We start from the raw sequence: 18,393 nt of genomic DNA on the forward strand, positions 1-18,393 counted from the left end.
TAACATATTAAAATAAAAATATAATTAAATATAATAGATTTTGACGACATGAAAATTTTTGAAAACATTTCTCTTAAAAAATATAATAGCTTTCAACTTAAAGTAAAGGCGAAAAAACTTATAGAAATAGAAAGCGCTGAAGATTTAAAATTAATAAACTCTGAAGTGTATGAAGACAATTATTTAGTCTTAGGTGAAGGAACTAATACATTATTTTGTGGTGATTATTTAGGAACCATTCTTGTAAATAAAATTTTGGATGAAACTATTCATGAAGACTTAAATTTTTATTATGTAAGTTTTGGTGCAGGTGTAAATTGGGACTATGCTGTTCGCTTTTGTTTATCAAAAGGAATTAAAGGCTTGGAAAATCTTGCTTTGATTCCAGGAGTTTGTGGTGCTGCGCCCATACAGAATATCGGTGCGTATGGTATCGAGTTTAAAGATTTTTGTGAGTGTGTGGATTATTTTGATGTTGAAGAACAAAAACTGCAAAGGATATATAAAAGTGATTGCGAATTTGGTTATAGAGATTCAATTTTCAAAAGAAGTTTAAAGAATGCTATTATTACTAAAGTTCATTTGAAAATACCAAAAGAATGGAAGCCTTCAATTAATTATAATGGTTTAAATACACTTGGGAATAATGTAACTGCAAATGAGATTTACACAAAAGTAGTCGAAATAAGAAAATTAAAATTACCAAATTACCATGTGTTAGGAAATGGGGGAAGCTTCTTCAAAAATCCTGTCATTACAAGGAAGAGACTAGCAAACCTTCAATCATTAAATGTCAATATACCATTCTATGATGTTGACGAATTTTATGTAAAATTCCTGCAGCGTGGTTAATTGAACACTCAAATGCAAATAAACTTAGTGTTGGTGGTGCTTGTGTCTATGAAAAGCATGCTCTAATAATTATAAATAAATCAAATGCAAATTGGTTTGATATTTTTCAATTAGCACGTGATATTAAGGAAAAAGTTGAAGTATTTTATAATATAAGTTTGGAGAATGAAGTAAGATTTATTACAACTAAAGGTGAAATTGATTTGAATAATGAAAATGTACAGTTTTAATAAAAATAAAAAAATACTTCTTCAAATTTTATCTGATTCTAATTTTCATTCTGGGGAAAGTTTGGGAAATAAAATTGGCATTACAAGAGCAGCAGTATCAAAGAGTATCCAAGGTCTTCAACAATTGGGCTTTAATATTTTTGCTATAAAGGGTAAGGGTTATAAATTAGGAGCAAAACTTAGTTTACTTGATCCCAACTATTTTAATGTAATAAGTTCTGGGCGTTATTTTGAAATTTTGAATGTTATTGATTCAACAAATAATTACATTATGGAAAATGCAGATAAGTTTAAAAATAAAGGTGATTTTTGTGTTGCTGAATTCCAATCATCTGGCAGAGGAAGAAGGGGTAACTTATGGTATAGTCCATTTGCTTCAGGGATAAATTTATCTGTTTTTTGGAAATTTGATCGCTTTGTAGAAAACTATAATCGAGTTAGTTTAGTTGTTGGAATTTCAGTTGCTCAAGTTATAAAGTCCTTAGGAATAGATATAAAATTAAAGTGGCCAAATGATTTGTTTGTTTCAGGAAAAAAGCTAGGTGGTATATTAGTAGATGCTAAAGGTGTTTTTGATGATGAGATAAAACTAATTATTGGGATAGGTATAAACGTTACTACAACCTCAAATGCTTATCACTTGAAACAAAATAATATTAGTCAGCCTTGGACTGACTTGATGAGCCATTTGAGTGATGGTTTTGTGAATAGAAATGAGCTTATTAAAGATTTAGTAAATGCACTTGAAAAAAACTTTAAAAGTTTCGAAAAAGATGAATTTAAATTGAGTGAAAACTGGTTAAAGTTCGATTATTTGTTAGATACAGTTGTAAACTTTAAACATAAAAATAAAATTCATATGGGGATATTCAAAGGGGTGAATGACTACGGCAAAGTTATCATACAACACTCTGAGGGAATAAAAATTTATGACGAAATAATAATATTAAAGTAGATGATTAAATTTTACTCTATTGATTATGTTTTTCTAATAAATAGCTTGCATATAAAATAAATATTGAATACAATGCGCAACACAAAGCCGACTTAGCTCAGTAGGTAGAGCAACTGACTTGTAATCAGTAGGTCACCAGTTCGATTCCGGTAGTCGGCACCAAAATTTAGGAGGGGTTCCCGAGTGGCCAAAGGGATCAGACTGTAAATCTGACGGCACTGCCTTCGAAGGTTCGAATCCTTCCCCCTCCACCATATTGATAGCTGCTCTACAACTTATTAAGCGGGCATCGTATAATGGCTATTACCTCAGCCTTCCAAGCTGATGATGCGGGTTCGATTCCCGCTGCCCGCTCCATTGTTTGAAAGCTGATATAGCTCAGTTGGTAGAGCACACCCTTGGTAAGGGTGAGGTCGGCGGTTCAAATCCGCCTATCAGCACCATCTATTAATTTTTTGGTTATAATTTAATACTGTGGTCATTTTGCCACTAATATTACAACGCGAGAGGGACTAACATGTCTAAAGAAAAATTTGAACGTACGAAACCGCACGTTAACGTTGGTACTATCGGCCACGTTGACCACGGTAAAACAACTTTAACTGCAGCTATTTGTACTACATTGGCAAAAGTTTATGGTGGTGAAGCGAAAGATTTTGCTTCTATCGATAATGCTCCTGAAGAGCGTGAGCGTGGTATCACGATTTCAACGTCTCATGTTGAGTATGACACACCAACTCGTCACTATGCACACGTTGACTGTCCAGGTCACGCCGATTATGTTAAAAACATGATTACAGGTGCTGCACAAATGGACGGTGGTATTCTTGTTGTTGCTGCGACAGATGGTCCTATGCCCCAAACAAGAGAGCACATCTTACTTGGTCGTCAGGTTGGTATTCCATACATCATTGTATTCATGAACAAGTGTGACATGGTTGATGATGAAGAGCTACTTGAGTTAGTAGAAATGGAAGTTCGTGAACTACTTTCTGAATATGAATTCCCAGGTGATGATTGTCCAGTAATTATGGGTTCTGCTTTAGGTGCACTTAATGGCGAAAAAGAGTGGGAAGATAAAATTGTTGAATTAGCAGAAGCATTAGATTCATATATCCCAGAGCCAGAAAGAGCAATTGATTTACCATTTATTTTACCAATCGAAGATGTATTCTCAATTCAAGGTCGTGGTACTGTTGTTACTGGTCGTGTTGAGCAAGGTATCATCAAAGTTGGTGACGAAGTAGAAATTGTTGGTATTAAAGACACAACAACTACAACTTGTACTGGTGTAGAGATGTTCCGTAAGCTTCTTGACGAAGGAAGAGCTGGTGAGAATGTTGGTGTTCTTTTACGTGGTACTAAGCGTGATGAAGTAGAGCGTGGACAAGTACTAGCTAAACCAGGTTCAATTACACCTCATACAACGTTTGAATCAGAAGTTTATGTATTGTCTAAAGATGAAGGTGGACGTCATACTCCATTTTTCAAAGGATATAGACCACAATTTTACTTCAGAACAACTGACGTTACAGGTACGATTGAATTACCAGAAGGTGTTGAAATGGTAATGCCAGGTGATAACATCCAAATGGTTGTAACTCTAATTGCTCCAATTGCAATGGACGAAGGTTTAAGATTCGCTATCCGTGAAGGTGGTAGAACAGTTGGTGCTGGTGTTGTTGCGAAAATTATCGCTTAAGAAACAAAATCATCTAAATATTTAAAAAAGACATCTTTGAGATGTCTTTTTTTTATTAGGTAACAGTAGTATATTAAATAAAACTATAATATAATATTAAGCTATTTTAAAATGATTAAATATATTCGTAATAGGCTAAATTATGAAGGCATCTGCTGAAAATCAAAAAAGTGTAGAAACATTTGAGTGGCTAAAATGGTTAGGAGTTATCATTTTGGTGGTAATTGCTGTTGTTGGTAATTATATCTACAAAGACACAAATTTATTATATCGAGTGTTAGCTGTAGTCGCTATTTTAGCAGGAGCATTGCTTCTTGCTTCAATAACCAATAAAGGTAAGAATGCAATAAATTTTGCTAAAGAAGCAAGAATGGAAATTAGAAAGGTCGTGTGGCCTACGAGGAAAGAAACAGTACAAACATCATTAATTGTTATTGCTGCTACAGTATTTATGACCCTTGTAGTTTGGGGTGTAGATTCAATATATATGTTGATACATCAAATGATACTTTAACCAATAAAATCTGTAACTGTATTCTTAAAAATAAGGGCTAAAAATATGAGTGAAGCACCAAAAAAAAGATGGTACGTGGTACAAGCTTTTTCAGGTTATGAGGCTAAGGTAGTTCAATCATTGAATGAACACATAAAGTTACATGACATGGATGATTTATTTGAAGAGATCTTAGTGCCAACTGAAGAAGTCGTTGAAATGAAAGCTGGGCAGAAAAGAAAAAGCGAAAGAAAGTTTTTTCCTGGTTATGTTTTAGTGAAGATGATAATGAATGATGAAAGTTGGCATTTGGTAAGAAGTATTCCAAGGGTGTCTGGTTTTATTGGAGGTACTTCAGACAAGCCCTCACCGATATCAGATAGAGAAGCAGAAGCAATTTTAGCAAGATTAGAAAAAGCAAGTGAAGCTCCAGTACACAAAACCGTGTTTGAGCCAGGTGAGGTTATTCGAGTGATCGATGGACCTTTTGCTGATTTCAATGGTACTGTGGAAGAAGTTGATTATGCTAAAAGCCGATTGAAAGTTTCTGTTTCTATTTTCGGTCGAGCAACTCCAGTTGAGCTTGATTTTGGTCAGGTAGAAAAAAATTAATTGCATAATGTAATTTAAAATAGTATAATTTCGCACCAGTTAAATTGGGGAGCTTAATTTATTTAAGCGAGTGAACCCACTAAATAGGAAAAAAAAATGGCAAAGAAAGTAGAAGCATATATTAAGCTTCAAGTGGCTGCAGGGGCAGCAAATCCAAGTCCACCAGTTGGTCCAGCTCTTGGTCAACATGGCGTTAACATAATGGAATTTTGTAAAGCATTTAATGCAAAAACGGATTCAATTGAAAAAGGCTTACCTATTCCAGTTGTAATAACTGTATATAATGATAGATCTTTTACTTTTGAAACTAAGACTCCACCCGCTGCAGTACTACTTAAAAAAGCAGCAGGCGTAAAATCTGGATCTGGTAGACCTAATACTGAGAAAGTTGGCACAGTAACTGACGCTCAAATACAAGAAATTGCTGAAACAAAAGCCGCTGATATGTCAGGTGCTGATATTGAAGCAATGAAACGTTCAATTGCAGGAACTGCTCGCTCAATGGGCTTAGTGGTAGAGGGATAATATTATGGCAAAACTATCTAAGCGCATGCGTATAATTAAAGAAAAAACTGATCCAAAAAAAGATTATTCTATATCAGAAGCTATTGGCCTATTAAAAGAACTTTCAAACACTAAATTTACTGAGAGTGTTGATGTGTCAGTAAACTTAGGAATAGATGCAAGAAAATCTGATCAAGGTGTTAGAGGGGCGACAGTTTTACCTCATGGTACTGGTAAAGATATACGTGTGGCAGTATTTACACAAGGTGCAAATGCTGATGCAGCTAAAGCTGCTGGTGCAGATCTTGTTGGTATGGAAGACCTAGCTGAACAGGTTAAAAAAGGTGAAATGAACTTCGATGTAGTAGTTGCTTCACCAGATGCAATGCGTATTGTAGGACAACTAGGTACTATTTTGGGCCCACGAGGTTTGATGCCTAACCCTAAAGTTGGTACAGTAACTCCAAATGTTGCAGATGCAGTAAAAAATGCAAAAGCAGGACAAGTTAGATACCGAAATGATAAAAATGGTATTATTCATTCATCAATCGGAAAAGTTAATTTTGAAGAGAAAGCTATTGAAGAGAACCTAGATGCTCTATTAGTTGCTCTTAAAAAAGCTAAGCCATCATCAGCTAAAGGAACTTACATTAAGAAAGTTAGCTTATCAACAACGATGGGAGCTGGTCTAACTATTGACCAATCAACTTTATCTTCAATTAAATAGTGTTTCGGCTAAAGGCAAAAGTAATTTTTTGTCTTTCGTCAAAGACCGTAGGTGTGTATTTACTTAATTTCCTACGTAGATGGTGCCAGAACTAAAATGATAATAATCATTCTGGAACTGCACCAAATGTTTCCCTTTTAGGGAAGGTGTTTTACAACTAGATTTATTCTAGATTTATCCAGGAGAAAGCCAATGGCGTTAAATCTTCAAGACAAAAAAATGATTGTTTCTGAAGTTAATGAAGCAGCTACGAGCGCTTTATCTGCTGTTGTTGCTGATTCAAGAGGCGTATCAGTAAGTGATATGACTACTTTAAGAAAGAAAGCTAGAGAAGCTGGTATTTACTTAAAAGTAGTAAGAAATACACTTGCTAAACGTGCAGTTGAAGGCACTTCATATGAATGTTTGACAGAAACATTCTCTGGGCCAACACTGCTTGGATTTTCAAATGAGCACCCAGGTGCTGCAGCTCGACTATTTAAAGAGTTTGCTAAAGAAAATTCTAATTTTGAAATTAAGGCGGCAGCTTTTGAAGGTTCTATTGCTGATGTTGAAATATTAGCAACACTACCAACATATGATGAAGCAATTGCTAAATTAATGATGTGTATGAAAGAAGCATCAGCTGGCAAATTGGTTAGAACTTTTGCTGCGATTCGTGATCAAAAAGAAGAAAGTGCTGCTTAAATATTGAATTTATTTAAATTGCATTTTACAATATATATTAACTTTAGAGAGATTTTTTATGTCTATTACAAATGAACAAATTTTAGATGCTGTTGCAGAAATGTCTGTAATGCAAGTTGTTGAATTAATTGAAGCTATGGAAGAAAAATTCGGTGTTACTGCTGCTGCTGCTGTAGTTGCAGGCGGTGCTGCGGGTGGTGAAGCTGCTGCAGAACAAACTGAGTTTGATGTAATCCTTGCTTCAGTTGGTGGAAATAAAGTACAAGTAATTAAAGCAGTTCGTGGCGCTACAGGTCTAGGCTTGAAAGAAGCTAAAGCTTTAGTTGACGGTGCTCCAGCTCCATTAAAAGAAGGTGTTGAAAAAGAAGAAGCTGAAGCTCTTAAAGCACAACTAGAAGAAGTAGGGGCTACTGTTGAAGTTAAATAATAAATTATTATTTAATTTTTAGCTTTTGCTTTTGGCTGATGGTGAAAATCACCTTCGGCCTTTTTGCTCTTATGAATTTAAATATTATTCTGTTGTATTTAGATTATTTTTACAAAACAGAAATCGTCGTCGTCTATTTTTCTAAATAGATGTTGGGTCACATATCAGCCAGCTGAGGAACCCCATGGTTTACTCCTATACCGAAAAAAAACGTATCCGTAAGGATTTTGGAAAAAGACCGCATGTATTAGATATTCCTTATTTATTATCAATGCAATTAGAGTCTTTTAAAAATTTTATTGATCATGATGCTGAGGGTAATCATGGTTTAGAAGCCGCTTTTCGCTCAATTTTTCCTATTAAGAGTTATAATGGAAATTCAGAGTTACAATACGTAAGCTATCAACTTGGTGAACCTACTTTTGACGTCAAAGAATGTCAGATTAGAGGAGTTACATACTCGGCTCCACTTAGAGTCAAATTAAGACTTGTGGTTTATGACAAGGATGCACCAGAAGGTACGGTCAAAGATATAAAAGAGCAAGTTGTTTATATGGGTGAGATCCCATTAATGACTGATAATGGTACTTTTGTAATAAATGGTGTTGAGAGAGTTATTGTTTCTCAACTTCATAGAAGTCCTGGTGTATTTTTTGATAGTGACAAAGGTAAAACTCATTCTTCTGGGAAAGTATTGTTCAATGCTAGAGTTATACCTTACAGAGGTTCTTGGTTAGACTTTGAGTTTGATCCTAAGGACAATGTTTTTGTAAGAATAGATCGTAGGCGTAAATTGCCAGCAACAATGCTATTAAGAGCTTTAGGCTTTAAGACCGAAGAAATTCTTGATACATTCTTTGAGACTATTAACTTTAAAATTGAAGGTAAATCTCTTGTTATGGATTTAGTTCCAGAAAGATTGAGAGGTGAAACAGCATCATTCGATATTATAGCTAATGGTAAAACATACGTAGAGCAAGGAAGAAGGATTACTGCAAGGCATATCAGACAATTAGCTAAGGATAATGTTGATAAAATTGAAGTTCCTATAGAGTACATCATTGGTAAAATAGCCAACAAGGACTATTTCAATAATGAAACAGGAGAAATAATTCTTAATGCTAATGATGAAATCACATTAGAGTCACTTGCAGCTTTATCACAATCAGGTTTTACTGAAATATCTGTTTTATATACAAATGATTTAGATCATGGACCTTATATCTCTGAAACGTTAAGAATAGATCCTACAACAGATCGAATGACTGCTTTGGTTGAAATCTATAGAATGATGAGACCTGGAGAACCACCAACAAAAGAAGCAGCTGAACAATTATTTGAAAACCTATTTTTTACAGAAGAAAGGTATGATCTATCGCCTGTTGGTAGGATGAAATTTAATAGTTCTATTGGCAAAAGTGATTCGGAAGGTAATGGTGTCCTAGATAAATCAGATATCATTAGGGTAATGCAAAAATTAATCGACATTAGAAACGGAAATGGTGAAGTTGATGATATTGATCATCTTGGAAATAGACGTATTCGCTGTGTTGGTGAAATGGCTGAAAATCAATTTAGAGTTGGCTTAGTTCGAGTAGAAAGGGCTGTTAAAGAAAGGTTAAGTTTAGGAGACCTTGATTCAGTAATGCCTCAAGATTTAATAAATGCAAAACCTATATCAGCTGCCATCAAAGAATTCTTTGGTTCTTCGCCACTTTCTCAATATATGGATCATAATAACCCATTATCAGAAATGTCTCATAAACGTAGAATTTCTGCATTAGGTCCAGGTGGTCTTACTAGAGAAAGAGCTGGATTTGAAGTTCGAGACGTACACACTACTCACTATGGTCGTTTGTGTCCTATTGAAACACCAGAAGGTCCTAACATTGGTTTGATTAACTCATTATCTGTTTTTGCTCGATGTAATAGCTTCGGGTTTTTAGAAACTCCTTATAGAAAGGTAGTTGATGGCAAAGTGACAGATCAGATTGATTATTTATCCGCGATTGATGAAGGACAGTATGCTATTGCACAAGCTAACTCTCAATTAGATAGTGATAATCTATTTGTTGAAGAGTTAATTACTGCTAGAAAAAAAGGTGAAACAGGATTATTTTCTAGTTCAGAAATTCAATATATGGATGTTGCAACAAACCAAGTCGTTTCTGTTGCAGCTTCTCTCATACCTTTTCTGGAACATGATGATGCTAACCGTGCACTTATGGGTGCAAACATGCAAAGACAAGCTGTACCTACTCTGAAAGCTGATAAGCCCTTAGTTGGAACAGGTATAGAAAGGGCTGTAGCGATTGATTCAGGAGTTACGGCTGTAGCTAAAAGAAGTGGTTTTGTTCAATCTGTAGATGCATCTAGAATCGTTGTAAAAGTGGATGATGATCAACTCATCCCTGGTGAAGCAGGAATTGATATTTATAATTTAACTAAATATACAAGGTCAAATCAAAATACTTGTATAAATCAAACACCTACTGTATTACCAGGTGAGAAGGTTGCAAAAAATGATGTTCTTGCTGATGGTCCATCTACAGATCTAGGTGAACTAGCACTTGGTCAAAATATGCGAATTGCATTTATGCCATGGAATGGATATAACTTTGAAGATTCTATTCTTGTATCAGAAAAGGTTGTTCAAGAAGATCGTTTAACGACTATTCACATTCAGGAATTATCATGTATTGCCAGAGATACGAAGTTAGGCTCTGAAGAAATTACTGCAGATATTCCAAATGTTGGTGAAGCAGCATTATCTAAACTTGATGAATCAGGTGTTGTGTATATCGGTGCAGAAGTTAAAGGTGGTGATATACTTGTAGGTAAGGTTACTCCTAAGGGGGAAACACAATTGACACCTGAAGAAAAGTTGCTAAGAGCAATTTTTGGAGAAAAAGCTTCAGACGTTAAAGATTCTTCTTTGAGAGTTCCAAATAGTGTTTCTGGCACGGTTATTGACGTTCAGGTATTCACGCGTGATGGTGTTGAAAAAGATAAAAGAGCTCAAGAAATCGAGCAAATGCAATTAAAAGATGCTAAAAAAGATTTGACAGAAGAGTTTCAAATTTTAGAGGGAGGGTTAGCAGCTCGAATTAAGCTTGTTCTCGAAAAAGCCGGTATTGCAGAAAGTATTTACAAAAACATGAATACTGAGCAATTACTGAATCAAAGCTTGAATGATGAAGATCTTCAAGTTGAATTAGAGCAACTTTCAGAACAGTATGATGATATTAAAGCTGATTTTGATAAGAAATTTGAAACTAAGCGCCGAAAAATTATTCAAGGTGATGAATTGGCTCCAGGTGTTCTAAAAATTGTTAAAGTATATTTAGCAATGAAGAGAGAAATACAACCTGGAGATAAAATGGCTGGAAGACACGGAAATAAAGGTGTTATTTCAAAAATTTGTCCGATCGAAGATATGCCTTATGATGAACATGGTGAGCCTGTGGATATTGTACTAAACCCATTAGGTGTTCCTTCTCGTATGAATATTGGTCAGATACTAGAAACACATTTAGGTCTTGCTGCAAAAGGGATAGGAAATCAAATCAATAAAATGTTAAAGAATAAACAGGATATTGATAAGTTAAAAACTTACATACAAAAGGTATATGATCTAGGAGATACTCGCCAGAAAGTCGATCTTAACAAGTTTACTGATCAAGAAGTTATGACTTTGGCTAATAATTTAAAGAATGGATTGCCTATAGCAACACCAGTCTTTGATGGTGCTCCTGAAGAGTCTATAAAAGAGTTATTGAAGCTAGGTAATTTACCAGAATCAGGACAATTAGATTTATATGATGGTAGAACTGGAGATAAGTTTGAAAGACCAGTAACAGTGGGCTATATGTATATGCTAAAACTTAATCACTTAGTTGATGATAAAATGCATGCTAGATCTACTGGTTCATATAGCCTAGTTACTCAACAACCACTGGGTGGTAAAGCACAGTTTGGTGGTCAAAGATTTGGTGAGATGGAAGTTTGGGCGTTAGAGGCATACGGAGCTGCATATACTTTACAAGAAATGTTAACTGTTAAATCAGATGATGTTAACGGTAGAACTAAAATGTATAAGAATATTGTAGATGGTGATCATAGAATGGAGCCCGGTATGCCAGAGTCTTTTAATGTATTATTAAAAGAAATTCGTTCACTGGGCATCAATATTGAACTTGATGAAGATTAATATTTAATTTCTGTTAGTATGAAGACGAGATTTTATTTCGTCTTTGTGGTTTAACTCCTCACAGGAGAAAATTGTGAAAGATTTACTTAAATTTCTTAAAGCTCAGCACAAAAATGAAGAGTTTGATGCAATAAAAATTGGTTTAGCTTCTCCAGAAATGATTCGTTCTTGGTCTTTCGGCGAAGTCAAAAAACCTGAGACTATTAACTATAGAACATTTAAACCAGAAAGAGATGGGCTTTTCTGTGCTAGAATTTTTGGCCCTATAAAAGATTATGAATGTCTCTGTGGTAAATATAAGCGATTGAAACATAGAGGCGTTATTTGTGAAAAATGTGGAGTCGAAGTAACGCAAACTAAAGTTCGTAGAGACCGTATGGGTCATATTGAACTAGCTTCGCCTGTAGCTCATATATGGTTTTTAAAATCATTACCATCTAGGATTGGACTCCTTATGGATATGCCTCTTAGAGATATTGAACGTGTATTGTATTTTGAGTCCTATATAGTCATCGAGCCCGGCATGACAAACTTGGAGAGAGGTCAACTCCTGTCTGAAGAACAATACCTTGATGCATTAGAAGAATGGGGTGATGAGTTTGATGCTAAAATGGGTGCAGAGGCAGTTAAATCATTATTGTTAAATATGGATTTAAATGCTGAAATTGATCTAATGAGAGAAGAGCTCGAAGAAACCAATTCAGAAACTAAGAGAAAAAAGTTAACTAAGCGTATTAAATTAATAGAAGCTTTTGTTCAATCAGGTAATAATCCTGAATGGATGATACTTGACGTGCTTCCTGTTCTTCCGCCTGACTTGAGACCCCTAGTACCTCTTGATGGTGGTAGATTTGCGACTTCTGATTTAAATGATTTATATCGCCGAGTTATTAACCGAAACAATCGATTAAAAAGACTCCTAGATTTATCAGCACCTGATATAATTGTTCGAAACGAAAAAAGAATGTTACAAGAGTCCGTCGATGCTCTTTTAGATAATGGACGAAGAGGAAGAGCGATTACAGGTTCTAATAAAAGACCTCTCAAGTCTCTTGCAGATATGATTAAAGGGAAACAAGGTCGATTTAGACAGAATTTACTCGGGAAACGAGTTGATTACTCTGGTCGTTCTGTTATTACAGTAGGTCCATACTTGAGATTACATCAGTGTGGTTTACCTAAAAAAATGGCTTTAGAATTGTTTAAACCATTTATTTATGGAAAATTAGAAAATAAAGGCTTTGCTACTACGATTAAAGCAGCCAAAAAAATGGTAGAGAGAGAAGAGCCTGTTGTTTGGGATATTCTTGATGATGTAATTAGAGAGCATCCAGTTTTGTTAAATAGAGCTCCAACACTTCATAGACTTGGTATTCAAGCATTTGAACCTGTTTTAGTTGAAGGAAAAGCTATACAACTTCATCCTCTTGTTTGTGCTGCTTACAACGCTGACTTTGATGGTGATCAGATGGCTGTGCATTTACCATTAACTTTAGAGGCACAATTAGAAGCTAGAGCTCTAATGATGTCAACAAATAATATATTATCTCCAGCAAACGGAGAACCGATTATAGTACCGTCACAAGATGTTGTACTTGGTTTGTATTATATGACTAGAGAAAAAATAAATGCGAAAGGTGAAGGTTTGTATTTATCTGGTCCAGAAGAGGCTGAAAAAGCATATCGTACAGGCAATGCTGAAATTCATGCTAGAGTTAAAGTACGCATCACTGAATATACTACAAATTCGGATGGTACTTTTGATGAAGGAACTGTTAAGTTAATTGATACGACTATTGGACGAGCTATGTTATGGTCTATAGTTCCTAAAGGTCTAGAGTTCAGCTTGATAAACCAAACGTTAGGGAAAAAACAAATATCTTTACTACTTAATACTTGTTATCGAGTACTTGGACTTAAGGATACAGTAATTTTTGCTGATCAGATAATGTATACTGGTTTTGCATACGCGGCTAGATCTGGCGCATCTGTAGGTATTGATGATATGGTAGTTCCAGATGCTAAAAATGAATTAATTGATTCAGCTCATGCAGAAGTTGCTGAAATACAAGAACAATTCCAATCAGGTCTTGTGACAGCAGGTGAACGATACAATAAAGTTATTGATATTTGGGCAGCTACTAATGAACAGGTTACTAAGGCAATGATGGATAACCTATCGTCTGAAACAGTGACTAATAAAGAAGGTGAAGAAGAGACTCAAAAATCATTTAATAGTGTTTATATGATGGCTGATTCTGGTGCTCGTGGTTCTCAAACTCAGATTCGTCAACTAGCAGGTATGCGTGGTCTTATGGCAAGACCTGATGGTTCAATTATTGAAACGCCTATTACTGCAAACTTTAGGGAAGGTTTGAATGTACTACAATACTTTATTTCCACTCACGGTGCTCGTAAAGGACTTGCAGATACAGCTTTAAAGACAGCAAACTCGGGATATCTTACTAGAAGACTTGTTGATGTAGCTCAAGATGTTGTAGTTACTAGCGATGACTGTGGTACAACTGAGGGTATCGTTATGATGCCATTAATTGAAGGTGGCGAAGTTAAAGAACCCCTATTTGAAAGAGTTCTTGGTCGTGTTTTAGCAGAAGATGTTCTGATACCTGGCACAGAAAAAGTGTTGCTAGAAAGAAATACTCTTTTAGATGAAAAACTATGTGAGTTATTAGAAGAAAACTCTGTTGATAAAGTTAAGGTAAGATCGGTTGTGACTTGTGAAAATGACCATGGCTGTTGTAAGTTATGTTATGGTCGTGATTTAGCTAGAGGTCACCTAATCAATCAGGGTGAAGCAGTTGGTGTAATTGCTGCACAGTCAATTGGAGAACCAGGAACACAGCTTACGATGCGTACTTTCCACATTGGTGGAGCAGCATCTCGAGCAGCGGCGGAAAATAATATCCAAATAAAAAATAATGGTACTTTAAATTTACATAATGCTAAATTTGTAATTAATAAAGATAATCATTTAGTTATAACTTCCAGAGCATCTGAATTAACTATTATTGACGAATTTGGACGAACTAAGGAAAGCTATAAACTTCCATACGGCACTATTTTATCGAAAAAAGATAAAGATTCAGTCAAAGCTGGTGACATTGTTGCTAATTGGGATCCGCATACAAACCCAATAATAACTGAGGTTGATGGTAAAGTAGAATTTGTGGATATGATTGATGGTATAACTGTTCAACGTCAAACAGATGATTTAACAGGTCTTTCTTCACTAGTTATTCTTGATGCAGCACAGAGAACAGGTTCTGCAAAAGATATGCGCCCATTAATTAAATTACTTGATAAAAATGGTAAGGACATACTTATTCCTGGTACTGATATTCCAGCTCAATATTTCTTGCCTGGAAAAGCTATTGTTCAATTGGAAGATGGTGCAGATGTGAACATTGGTGATGTTTTATGTCGTATACCTCAAGAGTCAGGAGGTACGAAAGATATCACTGGTGGTTTACCAAGAGTTGCTGATTTATTCGAAGCTAGGAAGCCGAAAGAACCAGCTATACTAGCAGAAATTTCTGGAACAGTATCATTTGGTAAGGAAACTAAAGGTAAACGACGATTAATTATTACCCCTAAAGATGGTGACTCATACGAGGAAATGATTCCTAAACATCGCCAGTTGAATGTTTTTGAGGGTGAGAAAGTTGAGAAAGGTGATGTCATTTCAGATGGCCCAGAAACTCCACATGATATTTTAAGATTAAGAGGAGTTAACGCAGTATCAGAGTACATTGTTAATGAAGTACAAGATGTTTATAGATTACAAGGTGTGAAGATTAATGATAAACATATCGAAACAATTGTAAGGCAAATGCTTCGAAAAGTAACTATTATAAACTCTGGCGATTCTGAGTTCCTTAGCGGCGAACAAGTTGAGTATTCAAACGTTATGATTGCTAATAGAGCGCTTGCTAAAGAAGATAAACAGCAGGCTACTTTTCAGCGAGAACTCTTGGGTATTACAAAAGCATCTTTGGCGACTGAATCTTTCATTTCAGCAGCATCATTCCAAGAAACAACTCGAGTTTTAACAGAAGCAGCAGTTTCAGGAAAACAAGATGAACTGAGAGGTTTGAAAGAAAATGTTATTGTTGGTAGATTGATACCGGCTGGTACTGGATTTGCGTATCACCAGGATCGAATTAACAAACATAATAGTAATGATGAGAAAAGCCTTGATGAACCTAGTGTTGATGTTGAACAGGCATCACAAGACTTAGCGGCACTGTTAAATGCTAACCTTAATGATTCTAAGTAAGCAAATGCTAAATAACATAGGTTCTCTTTAAGAACCTATGTTATAATAACGTAGGTTCAATTTCTTTAATCAATAAATCTTCTAAGGCAAACCTTTTTTCTAAACATTCACCAAGAAAAGATAAGTCTTTATCAAACTGCTCATAAACATCTAAATTACTCGATAAGGTATAAGTGTCACTAAAGTTTACAAACTTTTCCGTTATTTTACTTAACTCTAGATATAAATGATTTATTTTGCTTGTTGGTTGAAATGAAATAGATTTCCAGTGATCAATAATTTCGTTATATACTTTAAAGTGCCCCGCAGATACATAGTCTATAAGATCTTGACAAAAAGTGTTAACTTCTTTGTACGATGGAAAAGCTGGATTTGATTTCAATCCAGCAATGCTACAATATGAAGACAATAGATTTTGTCTCATTTGGAGTAATTGGTCTATAATTTCACTGTTTGTTTCTAATGCAGTTCTTACTTGCTCAAATTTACTTAACATAATAATGTACTCCATCGATATTAATGCTAAAATATAGAATTTATAATACTATTATACCAACTTACCAGCAAATACGGATCTAGACTAATTTTATTTGTGAGAAGATTCAACTTGAATAATAAATTATAAGAAAACCTGTGAACTTTAAAAAATTAATAAATGAATTTATTTGTGTAACAAGTCTATTAATGTTCATAAATGAAAGGTAAAAGATAAAATGAAGAATAATAATTATTTGAATGCTATTTATAAAAAACCAATTGAACACACCCCAATATGGATAATGAGACAAGCAGGTAGATATCTCCCTGAATATCGAGAAGTAAGAAAAAAAGCTGGTGATAGTTTTATTAGTTTAATGAAGAATCCAGATTTAGCATGTGAGGTAACATTACAACCTTTAAAGAGATTTAAATTAGATGCTGCAATATTATTTTCTGATATTTTAACCATACCTGAAGCGATGAATCTAGGACTTTCTTTTGGTAAAGGTGAAGGACCAAAAATTAGTAAGCCAATTGTTAATAAATCAGATATTTTGAACCTTCCAATTTTAGATACTGCTAACGACTTAAATTATGTTTATAAAGCAATAAGCTTAATTAAAACAAAATTAAATGAAACTGTGCCTTTAATAGGTTTTTCAGGTAGCCCATGGACTATAGCAACATATATGGTAGAAGGAGGTGGTTCAAAAACTTTCACTAAAATTAAATCAATGATGTATAAAAACCCGAAAGAACTGCATCTATTACTCGAAAACTTAACAGAAAATATTGTTGACTATTTAGTTAACCAAGTAAAAACTGGCGTCGATGCTATTAAAATTTTTGATTCATGGGGGGGGGTTCTAGGAAGGAGAGAATACAATGAATTTTCCTTGAGATATATGATTAAGATTGTTGAAAAATTGAAGTCATGTTTCTATGATAAAAAAATACCTATAACAATCTTTACTAAAAATGGTGGTTTGTGGTTAGAAGATATAGCAAACTCTGGCTGTGATATGGTTGGTTTAGACTGGACAATTGATATATGTGACGCTTTAGACAGAATAGGAGACAAAGTAGCCGTAGAGGGAAATATGGACCCTTGTGTACTCTTTGGAACAAAGGATAAAATTGAACAGGAAGTAGAATACATATTAAAACAAGTAAATGGAAGAAGAGGTTTTGTTTTTAATTTAGGACATGGCATTCAAAAAGAGACACCAATAGAAAGTGTTTCTACCCTAGTAAATAAGGTTCATCATTATTCAGCTGGAGAATGTTATTGATGAATCATATTAATTTGTTTGTTGAACTTGAAGAACTGCCTGAAAACAAAAAATATCTTTTTGTGAATATTATGAGTGACAGAGCTTTAAGAATTTTAAAAAACAATAATTTCTTAGAAAAAAATTCGTTGTTAAAATTTTTTGAAAATATAGTTGATTTGTCGTGGAATAATTTAATTGATAATAAATTGACAATTAACTGGGATGGTCAGCTAGATAAACTGTCTACATTAATAGATGATTATGAGAATGAAGAGTTACCGTATAAGTTTTCTATTTATGAGCTTTCTGATCTAATTATATCAAGTTGGAGCATAAAAATAATTGATAAAGACTTTTTTTATAAGCTTTCAAATATTTTTTTAAGAGATATGACCGAAAAAAAACAAGTATTCGAATTAGAAGTTCAAGATGAAATCTTTAAGATGATTTGTGGTATAAAAAATAACTTTAATGTAGCTGTGAAAGAGATTAGAATGGAGCTCAAAGATTTATAATTATTATAATTGGTGATTTATTTCTCACTTTTGTAAAATTCAAGTTAAATATTAGTTCTTTTTGCAAAAAAATCTTGGCAAATGAACTAACTATGAATTAGTGTTGTATTTAAAATTAAATTAAATTAAATTAATAAGGGAAAGATAATGAATAAAACCCAACTTATAGATGTTATCGCTGAAAAAGCTGACTTAACTAAGGCACAGGCTAAACTAGCTTTAGAAGAGACTTTAGCGGGAATTACAAATGCGTTAAAAGATGGAGAGCAGGTCCAATTAATCGGTTTTGGTACTTTTAAAGTGAATCATAGGGCTGCAAGAACTGGACGTAACCCTCAAACAGGTAAAGAAATTCAGATTGCAGCGGCAAACGTTCCAGCCTTTGTTTCAGGAAAAGCTTTGAAAGAAGCAGTTAAATAAAAAAAGCT

The 18,393-nt window shown here is 34.4% G+C and carries 16 protein-coding genes and 4 tRNA genes; 19 read left to right on the top strand and 1 reads right to left on the bottom strand.

Annotated features, from left to right (window positions below; genetic code table 11):
* The first annotated feature begins 48 nt into the window (after positions 1-48).
* The 16 genes from murB to rpoC all read left to right on the top strand — a co-directional run bounded on the left by murB (position 49) and on the right by rpoC (position 15,696).
* Entirely contained in the window at positions 49-852 is an 804-nt protein-coding gene (gene murB, locus CF386_RS03860) for a UDP-N-acetylmuramate dehydrogenase (protein WP_089073132.1), read from the top strand.
* Entirely contained in the window at positions 852-1,082 is a 231-nt protein-coding gene (locus CF386_RS13620; protein ID WP_404824960.1) for a hypothetical protein, read from the top strand. The genes murB and CF386_RS13620 overlap by 1 nt, the downstream gene beginning before the upstream one ends.
* A complete protein-coding gene (gene birA / locus CF386_RS03870; protein WP_158522291.1) occupies positions 1,069-2,037 on the top strand; it encodes a bifunctional biotin--[acetyl-CoA-carboxylase] ligase/biotin operon repressor BirA in 969 nt (322 codons plus the stop codon). The genes CF386_RS13620 and birA overlap by 14 nt, the downstream gene beginning before the upstream one ends.
* A gap of 86 nt (positions 2,038-2,123) precedes the next feature.
* Positions 2,124-2,199: transfer RNA gene (locus CF386_RS03875), tRNA-Thr, on the top strand.
* Positions 2,200-2,206: 7 nt separating this feature from the next.
* A tRNA-Tyr gene (locus CF386_RS03880) sits at positions 2,207-2,291 on the top strand.
* A 28-nt stretch (positions 2,292-2,319) separates the two neighbouring features.
* Positions 2,320-2,394, top strand: a tRNA-Gly gene (locus tag CF386_RS03885).
* Between the two features lie 10 nt (positions 2,395-2,404).
* Positions 2,405-2,480, top strand: a tRNA-Thr gene (locus CF386_RS03890).
* Positions 2,481-2,554: 74 nt separating this feature from the next.
* Positions 2,555-3,739, top strand: a complete 1,185-nt coding sequence (tuf, locus tag CF386_RS03895; RefSeq protein WP_089072914.1) for an elongation factor Tu — start codon at positions 2,555-2,557, stop codon at positions 3,737-3,739.
* Between the two features lie 142 nt (positions 3,740-3,881).
* Positions 3,882-4,253: a preprotein translocase subunit SecE gene (secE, locus tag CF386_RS03900; protein ID WP_089073134.1), complete on the top strand. Its 372-nt coding sequence runs from the start codon at positions 3,882-3,884 to the stop codon at positions 4,251-4,253.
* Positions 4,254-4,298: 45 nt separating this feature from the next.
* Entirely contained in the window at positions 4,299-4,844 is a 546-nt protein-coding gene (nusG, locus tag CF386_RS03905; protein WP_089073135.1) for a transcription termination/antitermination protein NusG, read from the top strand.
* A 96-nt stretch (positions 4,845-4,940) separates the two neighbouring features.
* Complete coding sequence (gene rplK / locus CF386_RS03910; protein WP_089073136.1) at positions 4,941-5,369, top strand: 50S ribosomal protein L11; 429 nt, start codon at positions 4,941-4,943, stop codon at positions 5,367-5,369.
* Between the two features lie 4 nt (positions 5,370-5,373).
* Complete coding sequence (rplA, locus tag CF386_RS03915) at positions 5,374-6,075, top strand: 50S ribosomal protein L1 (RefSeq protein ID WP_089073137.1); 702 nt, start codon at positions 5,374-5,376, stop codon at positions 6,073-6,075.
* Between the two features lie 192 nt (positions 6,076-6,267).
* On the top strand, positions 6,268-6,762 hold the full coding sequence (gene rplJ / locus CF386_RS03920; protein ID WP_089073138.1) for a 50S ribosomal protein L10: 495 nt from the start codon (positions 6,268-6,270) through the stop codon (positions 6,760-6,762).
* A 58-nt stretch (positions 6,763-6,820) separates the two neighbouring features.
* On the top strand, positions 6,821-7,189 hold the full coding sequence (gene rplL, locus CF386_RS03925) for a 50S ribosomal protein L7/L12 (protein ID WP_089073139.1): 369 nt from the start codon (positions 6,821-6,823) through the stop codon (positions 7,187-7,189).
* A gap of 184 nt (positions 7,190-7,373) precedes the next feature.
* Complete coding sequence (rpoB, locus tag CF386_RS03930; RefSeq protein WP_089073140.1) at positions 7,374-11,399, top strand: DNA-directed RNA polymerase subunit beta; 4,026 nt, start codon at positions 7,374-7,376, stop codon at positions 11,397-11,399.
* A 73-nt stretch (positions 11,400-11,472) separates the two neighbouring features.
* Positions 11,473-15,696, top strand: a complete 4,224-nt coding sequence (gene rpoC, locus CF386_RS03935) for a DNA-directed RNA polymerase subunit beta' (protein WP_089073141.1) — start codon at positions 11,473-11,475, stop codon at positions 15,694-15,696.
* A gap of 40 nt (positions 15,697-15,736) precedes the next feature.
* Here rpoC and rsd read toward each other — a convergent pair whose 3' ends face one another.
* Positions 15,737-16,192, bottom strand: a complete 456-nt coding sequence (gene rsd, locus CF386_RS03940) for a sigma D regulator (protein WP_158522292.1) — start codon at positions 16,190-16,192, stop codon at positions 15,737-15,739.
* A 217-nt stretch (positions 16,193-16,409) separates the two neighbouring features.
* Between rsd and hemE the strand changes: the two genes are divergently transcribed.
* From hemE to hupA, 3 genes are all read left to right on the top strand, one after another.
* Positions 16,410-17,468, top strand: a complete 1,059-nt coding sequence (gene hemE, locus CF386_RS03945; protein WP_089073143.1) for a uroporphyrinogen decarboxylase — start codon at positions 16,410-16,412, stop codon at positions 17,466-17,468.
* The gene (locus tag CF386_RS03950; protein WP_158522293.1) at positions 17,468-17,965 is read left to right on the top strand and encodes a DUF416 family protein; all 498 of its coding nucleotides are present in this window, start codon (positions 17,468-17,470) and stop codon (positions 17,963-17,965) included. Before hemE ends, CF386_RS03950 begins: the two co-directional genes overlap by 1 nt.
* A gap of 147 nt (positions 17,966-18,112) precedes the next feature.
* Positions 18,113-18,385 carry a nucleoid-associated protein HU-alpha gene (gene hupA / locus CF386_RS03955; RefSeq protein ID WP_089073145.1) on the top strand — a complete coding sequence of 91 codons (273 nt, stop codon included), beginning with the start codon at positions 18,113-18,115 and terminating at the stop codon, positions 18,383-18,385.
* Positions 18,386-18,393 lie beyond the last annotated feature (8 nt).

This window comes from Paraphotobacterium marinum, assembly GCF_002216855.1.
Taxonomy (GTDB): domain Bacteria; phylum Pseudomonadota; class Gammaproteobacteria; order Enterobacterales; family Vibrionaceae; genus Paraphotobacterium; species Paraphotobacterium marinum.